Annotated in this window: 15 protein-coding genes and 1 pseudogene; 8 read left to right on the forward strand and 8 right to left on the reverse strand. The window is 65.2% G+C overall.

The window, feature by feature from the left end; all coding sequences use genetic code 11:
* Position 1 precedes the first annotated feature (1 nt).
* Both IPJ87_00800 and IPJ87_00805 read left to right on the forward strand, forming a co-directional pair.
* A complete protein-coding gene (locus IPJ87_00800) occupies positions 2-1600 on the forward strand; it encodes a PD40 domain-containing protein (protein ID MBK7940414.1) in 1599 nt (532 codons plus the stop codon).
* Positions 1590-2594, forward strand: coding sequence for a type IX secretion system membrane protein PorP/SprF (locus IPJ87_00805; protein ID MBK7940415.1), 1005 nt, complete (start codon positions 1590-1592; stop codon positions 2592-2594). The genes IPJ87_00800 and IPJ87_00805 overlap by 11 nt, the downstream gene beginning before the upstream one ends.
* Before the next feature lie 6 nt (positions 2595-2600).
* Here the strand turns inward: IPJ87_00805 and IPJ87_00810 are convergent, their stop codons facing one another.
* The 7 genes and pseudogenes from IPJ87_00810 to IPJ87_00840 form a co-directional block, all read right to left on the reverse strand.
* Positions 2601-4508, reverse strand: coding sequence for an ABC-F family ATP-binding cassette domain-containing protein (locus tag IPJ87_00810; GenBank protein ID MBK7940416.1), 1908 nt, complete (start codon positions 4506-4508; stop codon positions 2601-2603).
* A 16-nt stretch (positions 4509-4524) separates the two neighbouring features.
* On the reverse strand, positions 4525-5499 hold the full coding sequence (locus IPJ87_00815) for a phytanoyl-CoA dioxygenase family protein (GenBank protein MBK7940417.1): 975 nt from the start codon (positions 5497-5499) through the stop codon (positions 4525-4527).
* Positions 5500-5547: 48 nt separating this feature from the next.
* On the reverse strand, positions 5548-6198 hold the full coding sequence (locus IPJ87_00820) for an SCO family protein (GenBank protein MBK7940418.1): 651 nt from the start codon (positions 6196-6198) through the stop codon (positions 5548-5550).
* Positions 6199-6223: 25 nt separating this feature from the next.
* Positions 6224-6928, reverse strand: coding sequence for a DUF2490 domain-containing protein (locus tag IPJ87_00825; protein ID MBK7940419.1), 705 nt, complete (start codon positions 6926-6928; stop codon positions 6224-6226).
* Positions 6928-7326, reverse strand: a complete 399-nt coding sequence (locus IPJ87_00830; protein ID MBK7940420.1) for a carboxypeptidase regulatory-like domain-containing protein — start codon at positions 7324-7326, stop codon at positions 6928-6930. The genes IPJ87_00825 and IPJ87_00830 overlap by 1 nt, the downstream gene beginning before the upstream one ends.
* A gap of 34 nt (positions 7327-7360) precedes the next feature.
* Positions 7361-9124, reverse strand: a pseudogene (locus IPJ87_00835) (long-chain fatty acid--CoA ligase).
* Positions 9125-9194: 70 nt separating this feature from the next.
* Positions 9195-9893, reverse strand: coding sequence for a DUF4918 family protein (locus IPJ87_00840; protein ID MBK7940421.1), 699 nt, complete (start codon positions 9891-9893; stop codon positions 9195-9197).
* A gap of 64 nt (positions 9894-9957) precedes the next feature.
* On the opposite strand from IPJ87_00840, the gene IPJ87_00845 reads away from it, so the two are divergent.
* The 6 genes from IPJ87_00845 (at position 9958) to IPJ87_00870 (ending at position 18738) form a co-directional block, all read left to right on the forward strand.
* Entirely contained in the window at positions 9958-10782 is an 825-nt protein-coding gene (locus IPJ87_00845) for a formate/nitrite transporter family protein (protein MBK7940422.1), read from the forward strand.
* A 94-nt stretch (positions 10783-10876) separates the two neighbouring features.
* Positions 10877-12289 (forward strand): MBL fold metallo-hydrolase, encoded by a 1413-nt coding sequence (locus IPJ87_00850; GenBank protein ID MBK7940423.1) that lies wholly within the window; start codon positions 10877-10879, stop codon positions 12287-12289.
* Positions 12290-12487: 198 nt separating this feature from the next.
* Positions 12488-12760, forward strand: coding sequence for a hypothetical protein (locus IPJ87_00855; protein MBK7940424.1), 273 nt, complete (start codon positions 12488-12490; stop codon positions 12758-12760).
* 94 nt (positions 12761-12854) lie between these two features.
* A complete protein-coding gene (locus IPJ87_00860) occupies positions 12855-14354 on the forward strand; it encodes an efflux RND transporter periplasmic adaptor subunit (protein MBK7940425.1) in 1500 nt (499 codons plus the stop codon).
* Positions 14355-14455: 101 nt separating this feature from the next.
* Positions 14456-17560, forward strand: coding sequence for an efflux RND transporter permease subunit (locus IPJ87_00865; GenBank protein ID MBK7940426.1), 3105 nt, complete (start codon positions 14456-14458; stop codon positions 17558-17560).
* Entirely contained in the window at positions 17557-18738 is a 1182-nt protein-coding gene (locus IPJ87_00870; GenBank protein ID MBK7940427.1) for a TolC family protein, read from the forward strand. Before IPJ87_00865 ends, IPJ87_00870 begins: the two co-directional genes overlap by 4 nt.
* 90 nt (positions 18739-18828) lie before the next feature.
* On the opposite strand, the gene IPJ87_00875 is transcribed toward IPJ87_00870, so the two are convergent.
* Positions 18829-19608, reverse strand: coding sequence for a DUF2490 domain-containing protein (locus IPJ87_00875; GenBank protein ID MBK7940428.1), 780 nt, complete (start codon positions 19606-19608; stop codon positions 18829-18831).
* Positions 19609-19616 lie beyond the last annotated feature (8 nt).

The following is a 19616-nucleotide window of genomic DNA, read 5'->3' on the forward strand; positions in this document are numbered from 1 at the left end:
CATGAGCCACCGCTACCCGTTCCCGTTCCTGTTGATGCTGATCGCGCCCGTGGCCGCCTGGGGCCAGGCCAACTACACCCGCGTGCACAACCGCATGCTGGACGAGGCCAAGATGCTGCTGGCGGTGGAGGACCATGTAGAGGCGGCCAAGATCTATCGACGGCTGGAGAACGTGGACACCACGTTCGCCGAGGTGGCGCACGAACTGGGTCTGTGCTATGCGCAGATCCCCGGTGCACGGCACAAGGCCGCACCCTTGTTCGAGCGTGCGCTCCGGAACGGTCATCCTGAGGCTCTGTACCACCTGGGCCTGGCCCGTCACCGCCAGGAGCGCTTCGATGAGGCCATCGACCTCCTGAACCGGTACAAGGCCACCAAACACCGGCTGGTGGCCGATGCGGAGGTGGACCGCTCGATGGCCATCTGCCGCAATGCGAAGGCGCTGGTGCGCACGCCGGTGGACCTGACCGTCCGGAACCTCGGTGCGCTGATCAATTCACCGGCGCACGACTACTGCCCGCTGGTGACGGCGGATGGGAACACGATGTACTTCACCTCGCGCCGCGAGGGCACCACCGGAGGCCTGAAGGACCCGAACGGACAGTGGTTCGAGGACATCTACATGGCGCGGCGTTTGGACGAGGTGTGGTCGAACGCGGTGAACGCGGGCGTGCCGTTGAACACGGCCCTGCAGGACGCCACGGTGGGCCTTTCCGCCGACGGCACCAGCATGATCATCTACCGAACGGGGCAGGGCCTGGTGAGCGGCGACCTGTTCGAGAGCAAGCGATCGGTGGCCCTGTGGAACATGCCCGAACTGATGACCGAGCGCATCAACAGCGAGCACCACGAACGCAGTGCCACGCTGAGCCCCGATGGGGAGGAGATCTACTTCACGAGCGACCGGCCCGGAGGCTTCGGCGGGCGTGACCTGTACCGGATCCGGCGCCTGCCCAACGGCGAGTGGAGCCTGCCCTTGAACCTGGGGCCCACGATCAACACGCCGTTCGATGAGGATGCGCCTTTCCTGCACAGTGACGGCACCACCCTCTTCTTCAGCTCGAACGGCCATGGCACCATGGGCGGCTACGACATCTTCAAGAGCGTGATGCTCGACCACGACCAGTGCAGCTGGGGCGATCCGGAGAACATGGGCTACCCGCTGAACACCGTGAACGACGACATCTACTTCTGCCTGAGCGAGGACGGCACCACGGGCTATTTCTCCTCCGAACGCCCCGGCGGCCTGGGTGCACAGGACATCTACCAGGTGGTCTTCCCCTCGAGCCAGCTGGAGTTCTTCATCGTACGCGGCATCGTGGCCGACCCGCGCGACGAGCCGTTGCGTGCGCGGATCGTCGTGGAGGACGAGGGGCGCGAGGAGATCGTGGGGGTGTACAACACCAACGCCGCCACGGGCCGCTACCTGATGGTGCTGAAGCCGGGCGCTCGCTACCACCTGCGCACCGAGGCCGAGGGCCATGCCGCGGTGGAGGAGGTGCTGACGGCCACCGCGCCGGACCACGGCCGCGAGATCAGCAAGGAGACCCAGCTGCTGCCCCTGGAACAGGTGGAAGGCATGACCCGGAATGAGCGGTAAGCGATCCACGCTGCTGGCCCTGTTGATGGGTACCGCGGCCTGTGCGCATGCGCAGGACCCGCAGTTCACCCAGTTCTACGCCATGCCCACTTACGTGAGCCCGGCCTTCGCGGGCACCGGCCTGCAGAGCCGGTTCGGGCTGGCCTGGCGCGATCAGTGGCCGAGCATCCCAGGGGCCTTCGTGAGCTACAACGCCGCGTGGGACCACTATATGCAGAACCTCAACAGCGGCGTGGGCCTGCTGATGACGCATGACCGGGCGGGGACCGGCGCGCTGCGCTACACCAGCGTCGCCGCGCAGTACGCGTATGAGATCGAGCTCAAGCGCAAGGTGTTCATCCGGCCCGCGATGCAGTTCGGCTTCGTGAACCATGCCGTGGACCTCAGCAAGCTCACCTTCGGCGACCAGCTGGCCCGGGGCGGGGCGGTGCCCACGCAGGAGTACGCCGACGGCAGGAGCATCCGCTACGGCGACATCGGCGCGGGGATCCTGTTCTTCACCCCCAAGCTGTGGCTCGGCGCCTCGATGCACCACCTCAATGAGCCGAACCAGTCGCTGCTGCTGAACGAAAGCACCGTGCCGCGCAAGTTCAGCCTGCACGGCGGGTACCGCATGCGCCTCCTGGGGCGCGTGATCAAGCAGCACGCCGAGCATGTGGTGCTGGCGTTCAACTATCGCGCGCAGGGCCGCTACGACCAGCTGGACATCGGTGCCTACTACGAACGGGAGCCCTTCTTCGCAGGGTTGTGGTACAGGGGCATCCCGGTGTTCAAGTCGTATGCGCCGGGCTACGGCAATACCGATGCGCTGGCCGTCCTCCTGGGCTTCATGGTGAAGGACCTGAGGGTGGGCTACAGCTACGACCTCACGCTGTCCCGCCTCGCCGGCCGCACCGGTGGGGCGCACGAGATCACCCTCGGGTACGAGCTCGCCGACCGGCGGAGGAAGAAGTCCATCGCCAAGCGCCGCGTGGTGCCCTGTGCCAAGTTCTGAGCCGGGTCACCCGGCGCGTTCCGAAAGCTCGAGCCATCGGTCCGCCATGCGGTCCAGGTCCTTGATGGCCTTCTCCAGTTCGATGCTGTGCGCCATCATCGCATGGTGGTCCGTGCCTCCGGCGGCCATGAGGGCCAGCAGCTCCGCCTTGCGGGCCTCGAGCCTGGGCATCTCCTTGTCGATCCGCTGCAGTTCGAGGCGTTCGGCGTAGGTGAGCTTCTTCGTCCCGGTGGGGATGACCGGTTTCGCGGCTTCCTCATCCTGCTCCTTCCGCTTGTTCCGCTCCGCCTTGCCCTTCTCCTCGTTCGCCCGGGCCTCCCGTTCGGCCTCGCGCAGCTCCGTGTAGCTGCCCACCCACTCGGTGATCACGCCGTCACCTTTGAACACCAGCAGCTTGGTGCAGAGCTTGTCCATGAAGAAGCGGTCGTGGCTCACGATCAGCTGGCACGCGTCGAGGTCCAGCAGGAAGTCCTCCAGGGCGTTCAGCGTGGGGATGTCGAGGTCGTTGGTGGGCTCGTCGAGAATGAGGACGTTCGGGTTCTTCATCAGCACCGTGCACAGGTAGAGGCGCCGGCGCTCTCCGCCGCTGAGCGTGTCGATGCGCTGGTACTGCTGCTCTTTGTCGAAGAGGAAGCGCTCCAGGAGCTGGGAGGCGCTCAGGGTGCGGCCCTTGTTGAGGGGGATCACCTCCGCGATGTCGCGCACGGCCTCGATGATGCGCTGGTCCTCCTTGAAGGGCGGCATCAGCTGCCCGAAGGTGCCGAGGACGACCGTGTCACCGATGCTCACCGTGCCCTGGTCGGGACGCATGCGGCCCACCAGCAGTTCGATGAAGGTGCTCTTGCCGATCCCGTTGGGTCCCACGATGCCGATGCGGTCGCCGCGCTTCAGGGAGTAGCTGAAGTGGGACACGATGGGCCGGTAGGACTCCGGCTTCTCCGGCGATCCGAACGCCTTGGTGAGGTTGCGGGCCTCGATGACCTTGCCGCCGAGGCGGTCCGTCTTCACCTCGAGCTTCACCTCGTCGCGGTCGAAGCGTCGTGTGGCGGCGGCCTTGATGTCCTCGAACTTGTCCAGCCGGCTCTTGCTCTTGGTGCCGCGGGCGCGGGGCATCTTGCGCACCCATTCGAGCTCGCGTTTCATCAGGCCCCGCAGGTGCTGCTGGGTGGCCTCGCGGACCTCATCGGCCAGGGCCTTCTTCTCCAGGTACCAGGTGTAGTTGCCCTTGTAGCGTGTGAAGGTGCCGAACTCCATCTCCAGGATCTCGTCGCACACGTTGTCCAGGAAGTAGCGGTCGTGCGTCACCAGCAGCAGGGTGATGCCGGGCTTGTTGAGCTCCTCTTCCAGCTGCTCGATCATGGTGAGGTCGAGGTGGTTGGTGGGCTCGTCGAGGATGAGCACGTCGGGCATGTCGATGAGCACCTTGGCCATGGCCAGGCGCTTCTGCTGACCGCCGCTCAAGGTGTTCACCGCCTGTTCGAGGTCGCGCAGGCCGAAGCGGTGGGCGAGGGCCTTCACGCGGGCCTCATGGTCCCAGGCCTTCAGCTCCTCCATGCGGTCGATGGCCTGCTGCAGGGCGCGGCCGTCGGCATGCTGGGCGAGGGCATGCTCGTAGGCCTTGATCGCGGCGCTCACGGGGTCGTCGCGGTCCAACATCTCGTCCACCACGCTGCGCGCGCTGGTCATCACCACGTTCTGATCGAGGTAGCCGGTGCGGATGCCCTTGTTGAAGGTGACGATCCCGCTGTCGGGCTTCTCCACGCCCGCGATGCACTTCAGCAGGGTGCTCTTGCCCGTGCCGTTGCGTGCCACGATCGCGGTCTTCTGGCCCTTCTCCAGGCCGAAGCTCACGTTCTCGAAGAGCTGGCGGGGACCGTAGCGCTTGCCGAGCTTCTCGACCGAGAGGACGTTCATGGGTTCGGCCTTCGGCTCAGTGGTCCTGGTCGATCATGGCCACGCGCTGGGTGAGCTCGTGGTAGCAGAGCACGTCCTCGGCGAAGTAGTGCACGGCCATGCTCTTCCGGCTGGCGTTGGGGGTGGCCATCTTCTTGCCGCCGTGCAGCAGGTTCGCGTGCCAGATGAGCACATCGCCCGGCTGCGCGTGGAACTCGTGCATGGTGAAGCGGCCCTCATCGATGCTGCGTTGCACGGCCTCCTCGTAGTGGGCGTAGGCGTCCTCGCCGATGGTGAAGCGCCCGCCGCCATGGTCGAAGCCGTCGTTCAGCAGATAGGGCAGCTTGTGGCTGCCGGGGAAGTACATCAGGGGCCCGTTGTCCGCGGTGATGGGCTCCAGGGCCACCCAGGCCGCGGCCAGGTAGCCCAGCGGGTAGGTGGTCATGTGGATGCTGTCCGAGTGCGCGGCCTGTTCACTGCCGGTCTGGAAGTTGATCGTCTGGAACACATGCATGCGCCGGCCCAGCAGCAGGTCGAGCACGTCGAGGATGCGGCGGTCGGAGGCCATGGCCTTGATGGCCGGGCTCTTCCGGAAGGCGAACATCACCTTGCGGCCGGTGAAGTTGAAGTCGACCGCGCCGGTATCGATCAGCTGCTGAAGTTCGGTGTTGACCCGCTCGACCTCGTCGGGGCCGAACACGCCGCGCAGGACGAGGTAGCCCTTCTCGGGCCAGTCGAGCAAGCCCTGGCGCAGGGCCTCGGGCAGCGCCTGCACGCGGGCGTCGGTCAGCAGCCGTTCCCGGGCGTCGGGGCGGTCGAGCCAGGGCGTCTCGCCCGGGGTCTTGGGCATGTCACCGCTCGAGACCGGCAGCAGGGGGCTGCGCACCACACCGTACTGGCGGAACATGCGGCGCGCGTGGCCCAGCCGTCGGTAGTTCAGCAGGTTCAGCAGCACGTAGTTCGCCTTGATGGTGCGAAGCCTGCCATAGTAACGGTCGAGCCACTTGCGCATGGGGGTCTCGTCGAGCGGCGGCAAAGGTAGGCCGGTCGACCGCGCCGGTCAGGGCGTTTCCTTCAGCAGTTTCCGCAGGTCGGCGATCAGGCGGTCCACATCGGCCGTGCTGGTGCCGTCGTAAAAGCCGCGGATGCGGTGCTGCGGGTCCACCAGCACGAAGTTCTCGGTGTGTACGAAGTCGTCCGGACCGCCATCGCCCTGGTCCAGGGCCGCGAAGTAGCTGCGGCGGGCGAGCACATAGATCTGCCGTCGGTCGCCGGTGAGGAAGTGCCAGCGGTCATTGAGGGCGCCGTGGCGTGCGGCATACTCGGCGAGCACGGGCACGCTGTCCATCTCCGGGGTCACCGAATGGCTGAGCAGGACGACACGGGGCTCCTCGCGGAAGGCTTCCTGCACGCGGGCCATCTGCGTGCTCATCTTGGGGCAGATGGTGGTGCAGGTGGTGAAGAAGAAATCGGCCACCAGGATGCGGCCCTCGAGATCGGCCAGCCGCACGGTATCGGCCGACTGGTCCACGAGCGCGAAGTCGCTGATGTGGTGCTCGCCCTCGGCGCGGCGGACGGCCGGATCCACCAAGCGGGGGTCGAGCTGGGCCGGGTGGAAGACGGGCAGGTGGTCGTCGCCACGGAGCAGAAAGTAGCCGGCCACCACCGCGATCAGGAAGATGCTCGCGAAGAGGGCGAGCCGGATGAGCAGGGGCCGGCCGCGGTCCGGATCGGGTTCAGTTGAGGCCAAGGGTGTAGCTGAGGGCGTAGATGAAGCGGTAGGACGGGGCGTAAACGTAACGCTCGCGGTCGTGAAGCACGGCGATACCGATATCGTGTTTCTTGCCCGGTCTCCAGGTGGTGCCGATGGAGTAGCGGGTGCCGATGTAGCGCCAGCCGAGGTTGCCGGCCCAGGTGAAGAATTCCACGGACACCTCGGGGTCCAGCTTCCACTTGCGAATGTCGTACAGGAGGCCGATGCGGTTCCGCAGCTGGTCGCGCACATCGCCCGGGTCCAGGTATTCGTGCTGATATCGGAAGCGGTGATCCGCGGTGAAGCGCCCGAGCTCCCTGGAGGACTGCACCTGCAGGGAGCTGCGCTGGCCGTTCTCGCCAGTGGCCCCGCGGAAGCTGAAGCGGTGCTCGAGGCTCACACGCAACAGGTCGTGGAACTTGTAGCGGGCGCCGAGGTCCAGGTACACCTGCCGGCCACCGCTGAGGTTCTCGTCGCTTCGGTAGCCCACTTCGGCGCCCATGCGGAAGCGCTTGTTGAAGTCCGGTTCCTTCACCCGGGCGCTGTTGCGGAAGGGCCTGAACTGCATACCGATGGAGCCCCAGGCCTCGCTCAACAGGCGCGGGCGCAGGGGCGACCGCTCCTGCGCCGCGGCCTTGAGGGCGAGCAGCAGCAGGAGCAGGGTGCAGGACCGGCGCAGGTAGCGCATCACCAGACCTGCACGGTGATGAGGGGCACGTCCACCGCGTCGCGGTTGCCGCCGATCTCCACGGAACGGGACACCAGTTCCACGCCGCTCTCACAGTCCTCGGGGCACTCGCTGTACGTGAAAATGGTGTAGCTGCCCGGCCTCAGCCAGCGGAACTCATACTCGCCGGAGGGTCCGGTGCGGGTGTCGTCGTCGTAGAACGTGTCGTCGCCGTAGCGGATGTACACGCGGTATTCGGGGATGAAATACTCGTCGCCCGTGGGCTGGCCGGTGTTGTCGTTGTAGTCGACCGCGTAGACCTGTCCACGGATGAGGGCCTTGCCGCCCTCGCCGGGCTCCTTGGAGCAGGCGGGCAGCAGGGTGAGGGAGGCCAGCAGGATGGGGAGTACGGCGCGCATGGCGCGATGTTAAGCGATCGTGAAGGACCGGCGATCAGCCCCCGGCGTAAAGGTCCTCCACCTCCCGGGTGTACTTGGCCAGGATGGGCTTGCGGCGCAGCTTCAGGGTGGGGGTCAGTTCGCCGCCGTCGATGGTCCATTCGGCGGTGAGCAAGGCGATCTTCTTCACCTGCTACCACTGGCCCAGGCCCTGATTGGCCTTCTCCACCTCGGCCATGATGCGGTCGTGGATGCGGGGTTCGCGCACCACGCTGCTCCGGTCGCCGTAGGGGATGCCCTTCAATGCGCAGTAGTCCTGCAGGAAGCCGAAGTTGGGCACGACGAGGGCGGCGGGGAACTTGCGGCCCTCGCCGATCACCATCACCTGCTCCACGAAGCGCGAGGCCTTCAGCTTGTTCTCCATCACCTGGGGGGCCACGTACTTGCCGCCGCTGGTCTTGAAGATCTCCTTCTTGCGGTCGGTGATGCGCAGGAAGCCCTCCTTGGTGATCTCGCCGATGTCGCCGGTATGGAGCCAGCCTTCGGCGTCGATGGCCTCGGCGGTGAGCGCCGGTTCCTTGTAGTAGCCCTGCATGATGTTGGGGCCCTGCACGAGGATCTCGCCGTCGCCGGCGATGCGCACATGCACCCCGGTGATGGGCCGGCCCACGGTACCGAAGCGCAGGCCGTCGTTGCGCAGGTCGTTCACGCTCACCACGGGGCTGCTCTCGGTGAGGCCGTAGCCTTCCATGACGGCGATGCCGGCGGCGTTGAACACGCGGGCCAGGCGCGGCTGCAGGGCGGCGCTGCCACTGGCCACCACGCGCACCTTGCCGCCCAGGGCGGCCTGCCACTTGCTGAAGATGAGCTTGCGCGCCAGGGCCAGCTGCAGGTCGTACCAAGGTCCGCGGCCGTGCACCTCGTAGCGGTGGCCCAGGTCCAGGGCCCAGAAGAAGAGCCTGCGCTTGATGCCGGTGAGGGTCTCGCCCTTGGCCACGATCTTGTCGTAGATCTTCTCCAGCAGGCGCGGCACGGCGGTGAAGACATCGGGGGCCACCTCGCGGATGCGGTCGCCCAGGTCGTCCAGCGATTCCTGGAAGTGGATGCTGACGCCGGTGTACATGTACAGGTACATCAGCATCCGCTCGTAGATGTGCGAGAGGGGCAGGAAGCTGATGGCGCGCGCCTGGTGGTCCACCGGGAATCGGGTGGTGCTGGCGATGGCGTTGCTCAGGATGTTGTGGTGCGTGAGCATCACGCCTTTGGGCCGGCCCGTGGTGCCGCTGGTGTAGATGATGGTGGCCAGGTCATCGGCCTTGACGCGGTCCTTGTACGCCTGCAGCGTGGGGCGGTCGGCCTCGCGGGCCAGGGCGGGCACCGCGGACCAATGGCGGGCGCCGTCCACGCGGTCGAAGGTGAAGAGGTGCTCCAGGGTGGGCGCGGTGGCGCGGGCCGCTTCGGCCTTGCCGTGGATCTCGGCGTTGGCGCTGAAGCAGACGCGGCTGCCGCTGTGCATCAGTACATACGCATAGTCCTCGGCGCTGCTGGTGGGGTAGATGGGCACGCCGATGGCGCCGATGCGCAGCACGGCCTGGTCCACCAGGCACCATTCGCTGCGGTTGCCGCTGGCGATGGCCACCGTGTCACCGGGCTTCACGCCCAGGGCCATCAGCCCGAGGGCGATGCGTTCGGCGGTGTCGATCAGCTCCTGGGTGCTGTAGCCCCGCCATTGGCCGTTCTCCTTGGTGGCGATGGCCTTGTCCTTGGGGAAGCGCAGCAGCTGGTGCTCGGGTACGTCGAAGAGGCGGGTGACGGTCATGGGGTGTGCCTGGGGTCCCGAAGATCGGAACTGGAGCGATCCCCTGGCTCTGGTCATCCGCAGGAAGGGGTCAGCCCACCTCCTCCAGCGCCCGCAGGTACTTGTCGATGTACACCTCGATGCTGCGTGCCTTGTACTGCATCACGTAGCGGGGATGCTCCAGGGCGATGATGCGGTCGAACAAGCGGAGGCGTTCGTTCAGCCTGCCGAAGTAGGCGGCGTTCTTGCCGGTGCCGATGCAGAGCACGGTGTCCGTGCGCATGCCGCAGCTCATTAGGGTGCGCAGCCAGCGCTCCACGAAGGGGGTGACGGCGGCCTCAAGGGCTTTGTCGTCGTAGTAGTTGAGGTTGACGGCCGATCCGTTCGGGCCGTCCTTCACGAAGCCGAGCGGACAAATGGCGTGCACATACACCCGGCCGTAGAACGCCGCCGCACCGCCTGCCGCGCGCACCATGCGGTAGAAGAAGTCGCTGCTGGGCTCGTGGGTGCGCAGGCCGCGCACAGGGATGCCGAGGTCGCTCTCACAACGTTTGGTGTCGGTGAAGGAGAGGCCCGTGCTGCCGGCGCCCAAGCGTCCCGGATTGATGCCGAGCATGAGCGTGCGCGGCCGGTCGTCACTGAAATACGTCCGGTGGAAGGCGGTGACGATGCGGCGCACCTCCGCCCCGTGCGGGCCGTGGAAGGGATCGAGCACGCCCACGCCCGGCGGCAGTTCGGCATCGGCCAGGCTGAGGTCCATCACATGACGCAGCAGGCGGTCGTTGAGCATGGGGCGAAAGAAGCGCTTTGCCGCAGCATCTCCGTCGCCGGTGCCGAACTTCGTGCCAGCGACGATGGACAGGCCAGGGCTATTCGGCACGGACGCGTTCTCCCCGCGGGAGATCGCCACCCGCGTGGAGGAGGTGGGTGTGGCCAAATCCCGGTTGCCGTTGGGTCCCCTGTTCGTCCTGGGCGTGCTGGCCGGCGCCTTCATCGGCCTGGGGGCCATGTTCTTCACGCTGGTGATGGCCGATGCGTCGCTGGGCTTTGCGGCCTCGCGGGTGCTGGGCGGACTGGTGTTCAGCCTGGGCCTGCTGCTCGTGGTGGTGGCGGGCGCCGAGCTGTTCACCGGAAACAACCTGCTGGTGATGGCCTGGGCCGATGGGGCCATCAACACCCGCGAGCTGCTCCGCAACTGGGCGGTGGTGCTCGTGGCGAACGCCGTGGGGGCCATCGGCCTGGCGTTGCTGGTGCACGCCTCGGGCCATCCCGCGATGAACGGTGGTGCGGTGGCCGAGGCCTACGTGCGCGTCGCCACGGCCAAGTGCGCGATGCCCTTCCTGCAGGCCTTCATTAGCGGCATGCTGTGCAACGCCCTGGTCTGCCTGGCGGTGTGGATGACCTTCGCGGGACGTTCCGTGGTGGACAAGGCGGTGGCCATCGTCTTCCCCATCACGGCGTTCGTGGTCGCCGGGTTCGAGAACAGTGTGGCCAACTTCTGCCTGCTGCCGATGGGCTTCCTGTGCGCACTGCCTGGCGTGGGTCCCACCTTGGCGGGCATGGCGGCGAACTTGCTGCCGGTGACCCTGGGCAACGTGGTGGGCGGTGGCGGTCTGGTGGCCCTGATCTACCACCTGGTGTACCGCCGACAGGGCGGGGTGGGGAAAGGCGCCCGCTGAGCCCTAAGGGTGACCATGGTCACTGGAGCCTGTCGCGGCACGACCTGAGCTTTGCATCACCGACCCGGCAGGGTCGGCCCAACGAACCCGCACCATGACCATCAAGCAGATCTACACCGGGTGCATCGCCCATGCGGCGTACTACCTGGAGAGCAACGGCGAGGCGGCGATCTTCGATCCGCTGCGCGAAGTGCAACCCTACATCGACCGCGCTACGGCCGACAAGGCGAAGGTCACATACGTCTTCGAGACGCACTTCCATGCCGACTTCGTGAGCGGCCACTTGGACCTGGCGAAGAAGACCGGCGCCACCATCGTGTACGGCCCCACGGCCAAGCCCGGGTTCCTGGCCCATGTGGCCACTGACGGCGAAGTGTTCACCATCGGCAAGGCGAAGGTGAAGGTGATCCACACGCCGGGCCACACCATGGAGAGCACCACCTACCTGGTGATCGACGAGCACGGGAAGGAGCACGGCATCATCACCGGCGACACGCTCTTCATCGGCGATGTGGGCCGGCCGGACCTCGCCCAGCACGTGATCGCCGACCTCACGGAGGACAAGCTCGCCGGCCACCTCTACGACTCGCTGCGCAACAAGATCATGCCCTTGAGCGATGACCTTATCGTGTACCCCAACCATGGCGCCGGTAGCGCCTGCGGCAAGATGATGAGCAAGGAGACCACCGACACGCTCGGCAACCAGAAGCGCAGCAACTACGCGCTGGACCCGAAGCTCACCAAGGAGGAGTTCAAGAAGGCCCTGCTCACCGGCCTCACGCCGCCTCCGGGCTACTTCCCGAAGAACGTGCTGATGAACATCCAGGGCTACGAGAGCCTGGACAGCGTGATGGAGCGCGGCAAGCGCGCGCTGGACGTGGCGGCCTTCGAACTGGTGGCCAATGAGGAACGTCCGCTGGTGCTGGACACGCGACCCGCGGCCGTCTTCGCCCAAGGCTTCATCCCCAACAGCATCAACATCGGCCTGGACAGCAACTTCGCCATGTGGGTGGGCGAGATGATCACCGACATCCAGCAGGCCATCCTGCTGGTGACCGAGCCCGGCAAGGAGGAGGAGAGCATCATCCGGCTCAGTCGCGTGGGCTACGACCACACCATCGGATACCTCGATGGCGGCTTCGAGGCGTGGAAGAAAGCCGGCAAAGACGTGGATACGGTGGCGCGCATTTCCGCGGAGGAGTTCGCACTGCGCTGCGCCACCAAGCCGCTGGTGCTCGACGTGCGCAAGAAGAGCGAGTACGACAGCGAGCATGTGGAGGGCGCGATCAACGTGCCACTGAACCGCATCAACGAACATCTGGCTGAATTCCCGAAGGACACCCCTTTCATCGTGCACTGTGCCGGAGGCTACCGCAGCATGATCGCCGCCAGCATCCTGAAAGCACGCGGCTGGGACAACTTCGTGGACGTGGAGACCGGCTTCAACGGCATCAAGAAGACCGGCGTGAAGGTCACCGCGTACGTGTGCCCGACGACGCTGCTCTGAGCGTTCAGGAAGGGAGGCTGAGGCCCCGGACGATCGGCCGGGGCTTCGCCGTTCTTACCTGTATGATGATGGTTCGTCCCGTACGGTGCCTTGCGCCTACCTTTGCAGGAGATGCGCAGGGTCGTCTTCCTCACCGCTCTTGTGTTCTATGCATGGAGCGCCATGGATATGCATGAGTGGGCCCGTGTGCCTCGCGTCGTGTTCCACCTGCTTGAACATCACAGCGACCTCGGTCATCATGATCACGAAGGGTCTGACCATGGGCATGAGGATGGATCGGATGACCACAACCCGTTCCAAGGGCATGCCGGTGAAGTATGCGGCGCGATGACGATCGTGTGCATTGCTGCGGATCATCCATGCATTCACCTTTCCGTTCCCACGTTGGAGCGCACGCTTGCGCCATCCGAGGACGACGATGTGCTCGTCGCCTACACCGGTTCCAAGTGGAACCCTCCCAAACGGGCTTGAACCCGCGGCCCTGAGCCGTTGATCGCATCCGTGTGATGCGCTGGCATCGTGCATGGCACGCTGCAGTTCCACTCGTTCAACCAGTTCCTTCCTCATGCGAAAGTCCATTCCGTTCGTTCTCGTGGCCGCATTGCTGCATGCCTGCCACGATCATCCGCACCCCGATCAAGGCGAACATGGCCACGACCATGCCGCGGGTGCGGACCATCACGTTGAGCTCGAGCCGCTGGCCTACACCCTGTATTCCGACAGCATTGAGCTGTTCGTGGAATTCAAGCCGCTCGTTGTTGGGCAGGAGAGCCGCTTCGCTGCGCATTTCACGCATCTGCGATCGGTCCATGTGCCCTTGACGCAGGGCTCGGCATCGGTCGCCATGAAGGGCATCGGTGCACCGCAAGTGATCACCGCCGATGCACCGTCCAGCCCCGGCATCTTCCGCATGGCCGTGACACCAGCACAGGAGGGCAGCTGCTCGCTCACCTTCATCGTGAACGTGGGCAACCTACACGATACACTTACCATCGGTGGCTTGAGAGTGTATTCGAATGAACACGAGGCCCAGCACGCCGAGCAGCCGGAGGATCCGCCAGGCGACATCACCTACTTGAAGGAGCAGGCGTGGAAGATCCCCTTCGCGCTGGCACGGGTCGACAAGTCACCCTTCGCCATGGCCGTGCGCGTGGGCGCCGAAGTGGAACCCGCGATCGCGGGCGAGGAAGTGATCACGGCACGAAGTGCAGGTGTCGTGCATCTTTTCGGTGATGCACCGCTGGAAGGCATGGCAGTGACCAAGGGTCGCACGCTCTTCACGTTGAGCAGCCAGGGCGTGATCGGCGGCAGTGGCACCGCGATGCAACAAGCCCGGAACGAATTCGAACGCGCGAAGGCCGACCTGGAACGCACCGAAGCGCTTTACAAGGACAAGCTGGTGACGCAGGAAGAAGTGCTGCGCGTCCGCAACGTGTACGCGAATGCGGAGGTGATGCTTCAGCAAAGCGGCAGCGCACAGAACGTGAGCGCGGGCATCAACGGCTATGTGCGTTCACTGCATGTGAAGGAAGGCCAGTTCGTGCAGCCGGGAGATGTACTGGCACGCATCGCCACCAACGAGCGCCTGAGCATCCATGCCGATGTGCCGCTGCGATCGTTCGCCGACCTGGGCTCGGTAGAGGATGCACGGATCCGCCTGCCGAACGGTGAGGTACGCACGCTGGAGGAACTGAATGGTCGCGTGCAGAGCGTGGGCCGCGCGGCGGACGGCCTGTACGTTCCCGTGCGGTTGGAGGTGAACGGAGTCCCCGGATTGCTACCCGGAGCCATGGTGGACGTGTGGTTGCTCTCACCGAAGAAAGTTGATGCGCTGACGATCCCGTTGAGCGCGCTGCTCGAACAGGAAGGCCGCAACTATTGCTACGTGCAGAGCGCCGGCGAGACCATGGACAAGCGCATGCTCACGCTCGGTGGCAACGACGGCCTGCGGGCCGAAGTGCGCAGCGGACTGCGACCCGGTGAGCGCGTGGTGAGCATCGGGGCACTGGATGTGAAACTGGCCACCGCGAGCGGCGCCATGCCGGCGCATGGTCACGAACACTGAACCCATTCACCACAAAGACACAGAGAGCACAGAGGAACGCATTGGTTTCTTCTTCTCTGTGTCCTCCGTGCCTCTGTGGTGAACAACTCAACTGAACGATCATGCTGAACGCGATCATCCGCTACGCGCTGCACAACCGACCGGTAGTGCTCGCCTTGGCGACCTTGTTACTGGTCTGGGGAGGCATCACGGCCGGCCGCATGGACGTGGATGTGTTCCCCGACCTCACCGCCCCCACCGTGGTGGTGATGACCGAAAGTCACGGCATGGCGCCGGAGGAAGTGGAACGCCTCGTGACCTTCCCCATCGAGAGCGCCGTGAACGGAGCGGCCGGTGTACGGCGGGTGCGCAGCAGCAGTGCCACGGGCTTCAGCCTCATCTGGGTGGAGTTCGAGTGGGGCACGCCCATCCTGCAGGCGCGCCAGACTGTTACCGAGAAGCTAGGCACCGTGACCGGTCTGCTGCCGGGCGGGGTGAGCGAACCCATCCTGGCCCCGCAGGCCAGCATCATGGGCGAGATCATGCTGGTGGCGCTCACCATGGACAGTTCGGCCACCGGAACCGAGAAGGAGAGGATGGACCTGCGAACGCTGGCTGAATGGCAACTACGCCCCCGCTTGCAGAGCGTGGCCGGCGTTGCGAACGTGATGGTGATCGGCGGGCTGAACAAGCAATACCAGGTGCTCGCCGATCCCTTGCGCATGCAGCGCTACGATGTGACACTGGAGCAACTGGTGAAAGCCTGCGAAAGCAGCAATGCCAACGCGGCGGGATCATACCTCGTGCAGAACGGTCAGGAGTACATCGTGCGCGGCATGGCCCGGACCGATGACGTGGAAGAGCTCGGTAACGTGGTGATCGCCGACCATGAGCAGGAGCCTGTGCGCATCGCCGACGTGGCAGAAGTGCGCCTGGGAAGCAGTGATCGGATCGGAGATGCCGCACTGGACACCAAGCCGGCCGTGGTACTCACCATCAGCAAACAACCCAGCACCAACACACTGGAACTCACGGAGCGATTGGACCGGACGCTGGAACAGCTGCGTGCGGGTTTACCGGATGGCGTGCGATTGCATACGCACATCTTCCGCCAGAGCGACTTCATCGAGGCCAGCATCAACAATGTGCAACGCTCCCTGGTGGAAGGCTCCATCTTCGTCGTGGTCGTCCTGCTCGTGTTCCTCATGAACATCCGGAGCACGATCATCAGCCTGCTGGCCATTCCGCTGTCGTTGCTCGTGAGCATCCTGGCGCTCGAGTGGCTGGGCTTCACCATCAACACCATGAGCCTCGGCGGCATGGCCATCGCCATCGGCGCATTGGTCGACGATGCCATCATCGACGTGGACAACGTGTTGAAACGCCTGCGCGAGAACGTGAAGCTGCCCGCGGACCAGCGCAGACCCGCGCTCACCGTGATCTACGACGCGAGCACGGAGATCCGCGCGAGCATCCTGAACGCCACGCTCATCATTATCGCGGCCTTTGTTCCACTCTTCTTCCTCAGCGGCATGGAAGGGCGCATGCTCACGCCGTTGGGCGTATCGTTCATCGTGGCGCTCTTCGCCTCGCTGGTCGTCGCGATCACGGTGACGCCCGTGCTGTGCTCCCTTTTACTCACGAACGAGCAGCAGTTGCAGCGCCAGAGCGAAGGCAGCTGGCTCGTGCGCAAGCTGAAGGCTTGGTACGCCCGCGCGCTCGAGCGCATGATGGGCCTGCGACGCGCCATGCTCATTGGCACCGTTGCGCTCTTTGTGGCGAGCATGGCGCTCTTCGCCACTCTGGGCCGCAGTTTCCTGCCGGAATTCAACGAAGGCTCGCTGGTCATCAGTGCCGTGAGCCTGCCCGGCATCCCCATCGACCAGAGCAACGCCATCGTGGAGCGCGTTGAACGGGAGTTGCTCACCATCTCCGAAGTGCAGGGCGTGACCCGGCGCACGGGCCGCGCCGAGCGCGACGAGCATGCGCAAGGCTCCAACGCGAGCGAGCTTGAAGTTCCCTTCATCTTGGCGGATCGTGACCGGGAGGAGTTCATGGCCGATGTGCGAGAGAAGCTTGCCGGTGTGAGCGGTGTGAACATCACCATCGGCCAACCCATCGCTCACCGGCTGGACCACATGCTCAGCGGAACACGCGCCAACATCGCCATCAAGCTCTTCGGCCCGGACCTCGGTGACCTGTTCGCACAGGCCAACCGCATCAAGGGAGCCATCGAGGGCACCCCGGGATTGGTGGACCTCTCCGTGGAACAGCAGGTCGACATCCCCCAGGTGCGCATCGACGCACGGCGCGGCATGCTCGCCCGCTATGGGATCACCACCGGGGCGTTCACCGACTTCGTGGATGTGGCCATCGCCGGTGAGAAGGTGGGCGAGGTCTTCGAGGGCGAACGTCGTTTCGACCTCGTGCTTCGGTACAAGCCCGAAGCGCGCAACAGCATCGACGCCTTGCGCGACGTGCCCATCGACGCACGCAATGGTGCCGTGCCATTGAGCGCCGTAGCGGATGTGCGCAGCGTGAGCGGACCGAGCACCATCAACCGCGAGAACGTGCAGCGGCGCATCGTCATCAGTGCCAACGTGGCCGGCCGCGACCTGCGCGGGGTGGTGGAGGAGATCCAGCAGCGCATCGGCGACAAGGTGCAACTGCAGCCGGGTTACCACATCGAATATGGCGGGCAGTTCGAGAGCGAGGCGGCCGCCAGCCGCATCCTGCTGATCGCGAGCCTCATCGCGTTGGGCGTCATTTTCCTGCTGCTCTATCAGGAATTCCAGGAGGCGAAGCTCGCGGGCATCATCCTCATCAACCTCCCGCTGGCCCTCATCGGCGGTGTTGTGGCCGTTTGGCTCTCAGGCGGTACGTTGAGCATCCCGGCCATCATCGGTTTCATCACGCTCTTCGGCGTGGCCACGCGCAACGGCATCCTGCTGGTGAGCCATTACGGCCAGCTGGAGGCGGAAGGCGAGACCGTGGAGAAGGCCGTGATCCATGGCAGTGTGGATCGCCTCACACCGATCCTCATGACCGCGCTAACCGCCGCACTTGCCCTGATCCCACTTGCCCTGGCCAGTGACGATCCCGGCAACGAGATCCAAAGCCCCATGGCCAAGGTGATCCTCGGCGGGCTGCTCAGCAGCACATTCCTCAACATGTTCATCATCCCCGCCGTGTACCGCATGGTGAAGGGCCGATCCACACAACGATGAAACGATCATTCACCTCCCTGCTCACGCTCGCAGCACTGGGCGCAATGGCGCAACAGAGCACCCTTCCTGCTGTGCTGGAGGCCATCCGTGCGAACAACCTGCGCTTGCGAACCTCAGCGCAAGTCACCGATGCGCAACGCACGCAGGCGCGCACAGGGCTCTCCCTTCCGGATCCCACGGTGGACTTCGACTACATGAACGGTTCTCCGGTCGCCACCGCAGGCAACCAGAGCGACCTCACCATCGCCCAGGGCTTCGAGTTCCCCACGGCCTACGGCGCCAAGCGGAAAGTCGCTGAACTGCGCGCCAGCCAAAGCGATCTTCTGGCCGTGGCCGTGCGGCGCGAAGTTCTGCTGGATGCGAAGCGCACGTGCATCGCGCTGGTGCATGCCAACAAGCGCGGGGTTCTGCTGGAACAGCGCCATGCTGCGGCGAAACGCTTCCGCGATGGCGTGCGCCAGCGTTTCGATCGTGAGGCCGCCACGATCCTCGACCTCAACAAGGCCGAACTGCTCGAGGCGTCCATCGATACTGAGGTGCGGCTCGCGGAGATGGAGCGGACCGCACTGCTCCAGCATCTCGCTGAACTGAACGCGGGTGTCGGGATCGCGTTCACGGACACAGTGTATCCATCGCATGCCGTGCTGCCCGATTTCCACGTATACGAAGCGGAAATGGAGGCTGCCGACCCCGCGCTGAAGCTTCTGCAGAACGAGGTGCAAGCCAGCGAGCAGCAGACGCGCGCATACCAGGCGAGCGGGTTGCCTGGCTTCGAGGTGGGTTATCGCTACCAGGGGATCCTGGGCGCCACTTACCACGGCGTGCATGCGGGTATGAGCCTGCCCCTGTGGAGCAATCGCAATAAGGTGAAGCAGCAGAAGCAGTGGACCAGCGCGCATGCGAGCAGCGTGGAGGAACATCGCATGGAACACCTGTACGAGGCACGGCACATGTACGACCGCGCAAAGGCCCTGGGCGCCTCATATGCCGACTTCGCTCGGCGCCTCAGCGGCGCAAGCAGTATCCATCTGCTGGAACGGAGCTTCGCGGCAGGACAGATGACCACGCTGGAGTACCAGATGGAGCTGATGCTGCTACAGGAGAGCACCGACCGGTTGCTGCAACTGGAACGCGAGTACAACGAAGCGATGGCGGAGGTTTGGGCGCATCGTTCGTAGCCGCGCCACTGGCGGTCAGGTCCATCCTGCCTCTGCGCTTGTCCTGTTCAGCACTCATCCCGGTGACGGGCGGAGCGCGGAAGGGGACCGTCAGCGTGCGTCCCCTTTCGACCTCCGCAGGTCCATGTTGCACACCAATGCCACGTGCATCGTGCTATTGAGTTCGATGAGGTCGGCGCCCGCCGCGGCACCGGGTCGCTGGACCGTCTGGTACAGGTAGCCCAGCAACACGCTTACCGGCCTGTTCACCTGGTAGCCAAGCAGCAGGGAGATCCGGTTCTGTTGGACGAGGTCGAGCCGCTCGCTGTCGCCGAAGCGCAGGAACACCTCGTCGTACACGTTCGCGGTGAATGCGCCGGGTTCCACCTTGGGCCTGTTCAGCGGCACGGTCACCCATAGGCGGTAGCGGAAGCGGCTCTGGTACACATACCGGTCGAGAACACCTGCATCGGGATCGTCCGCCGAAGGCACGATCCGTGCGATGAAGCGTTCCTCCATGCGGAAGCGGTGCTGCACGCCCACGCGGCCGATCGGTTGCGTGAGCTGCACCTGCTGGTACACGTGGTGCTCGTGGTTCGCGAAGCGGATGGGGTGGGCACCGTAGGGGTGATTCTCGTAGTAGCTGTAGCCCAGGGTCAGCAGCACCGGATCGTTCAGGTGGAAGTTGACGGCCGGACGCAGCAGCAGCTGTTGCGCATGTTCGCCCAGCCCCGCCCGGCGCAGGTGGCCCTCGGTGTACACGCTCCACCGCGCGGCTAACCGCTGGTCGCCCCAGTGCGACAGCCACAGGTTGGCATGGGGGCTGGTGACGCGCTGGGCCAGGGCGGGCAGGCCGAAGCACACGGCGAGGACAAGGAGCGCGGGACGCATGCGACCAC

Source organism: Flavobacteriales bacterium, assembly GCA_016713875.1.
In the GTDB taxonomy this organism is placed as follows: domain Bacteria; phylum Bacteroidota; class Bacteroidia; order Flavobacteriales_F; family PHOS-HE28; genus PHOS-HE28.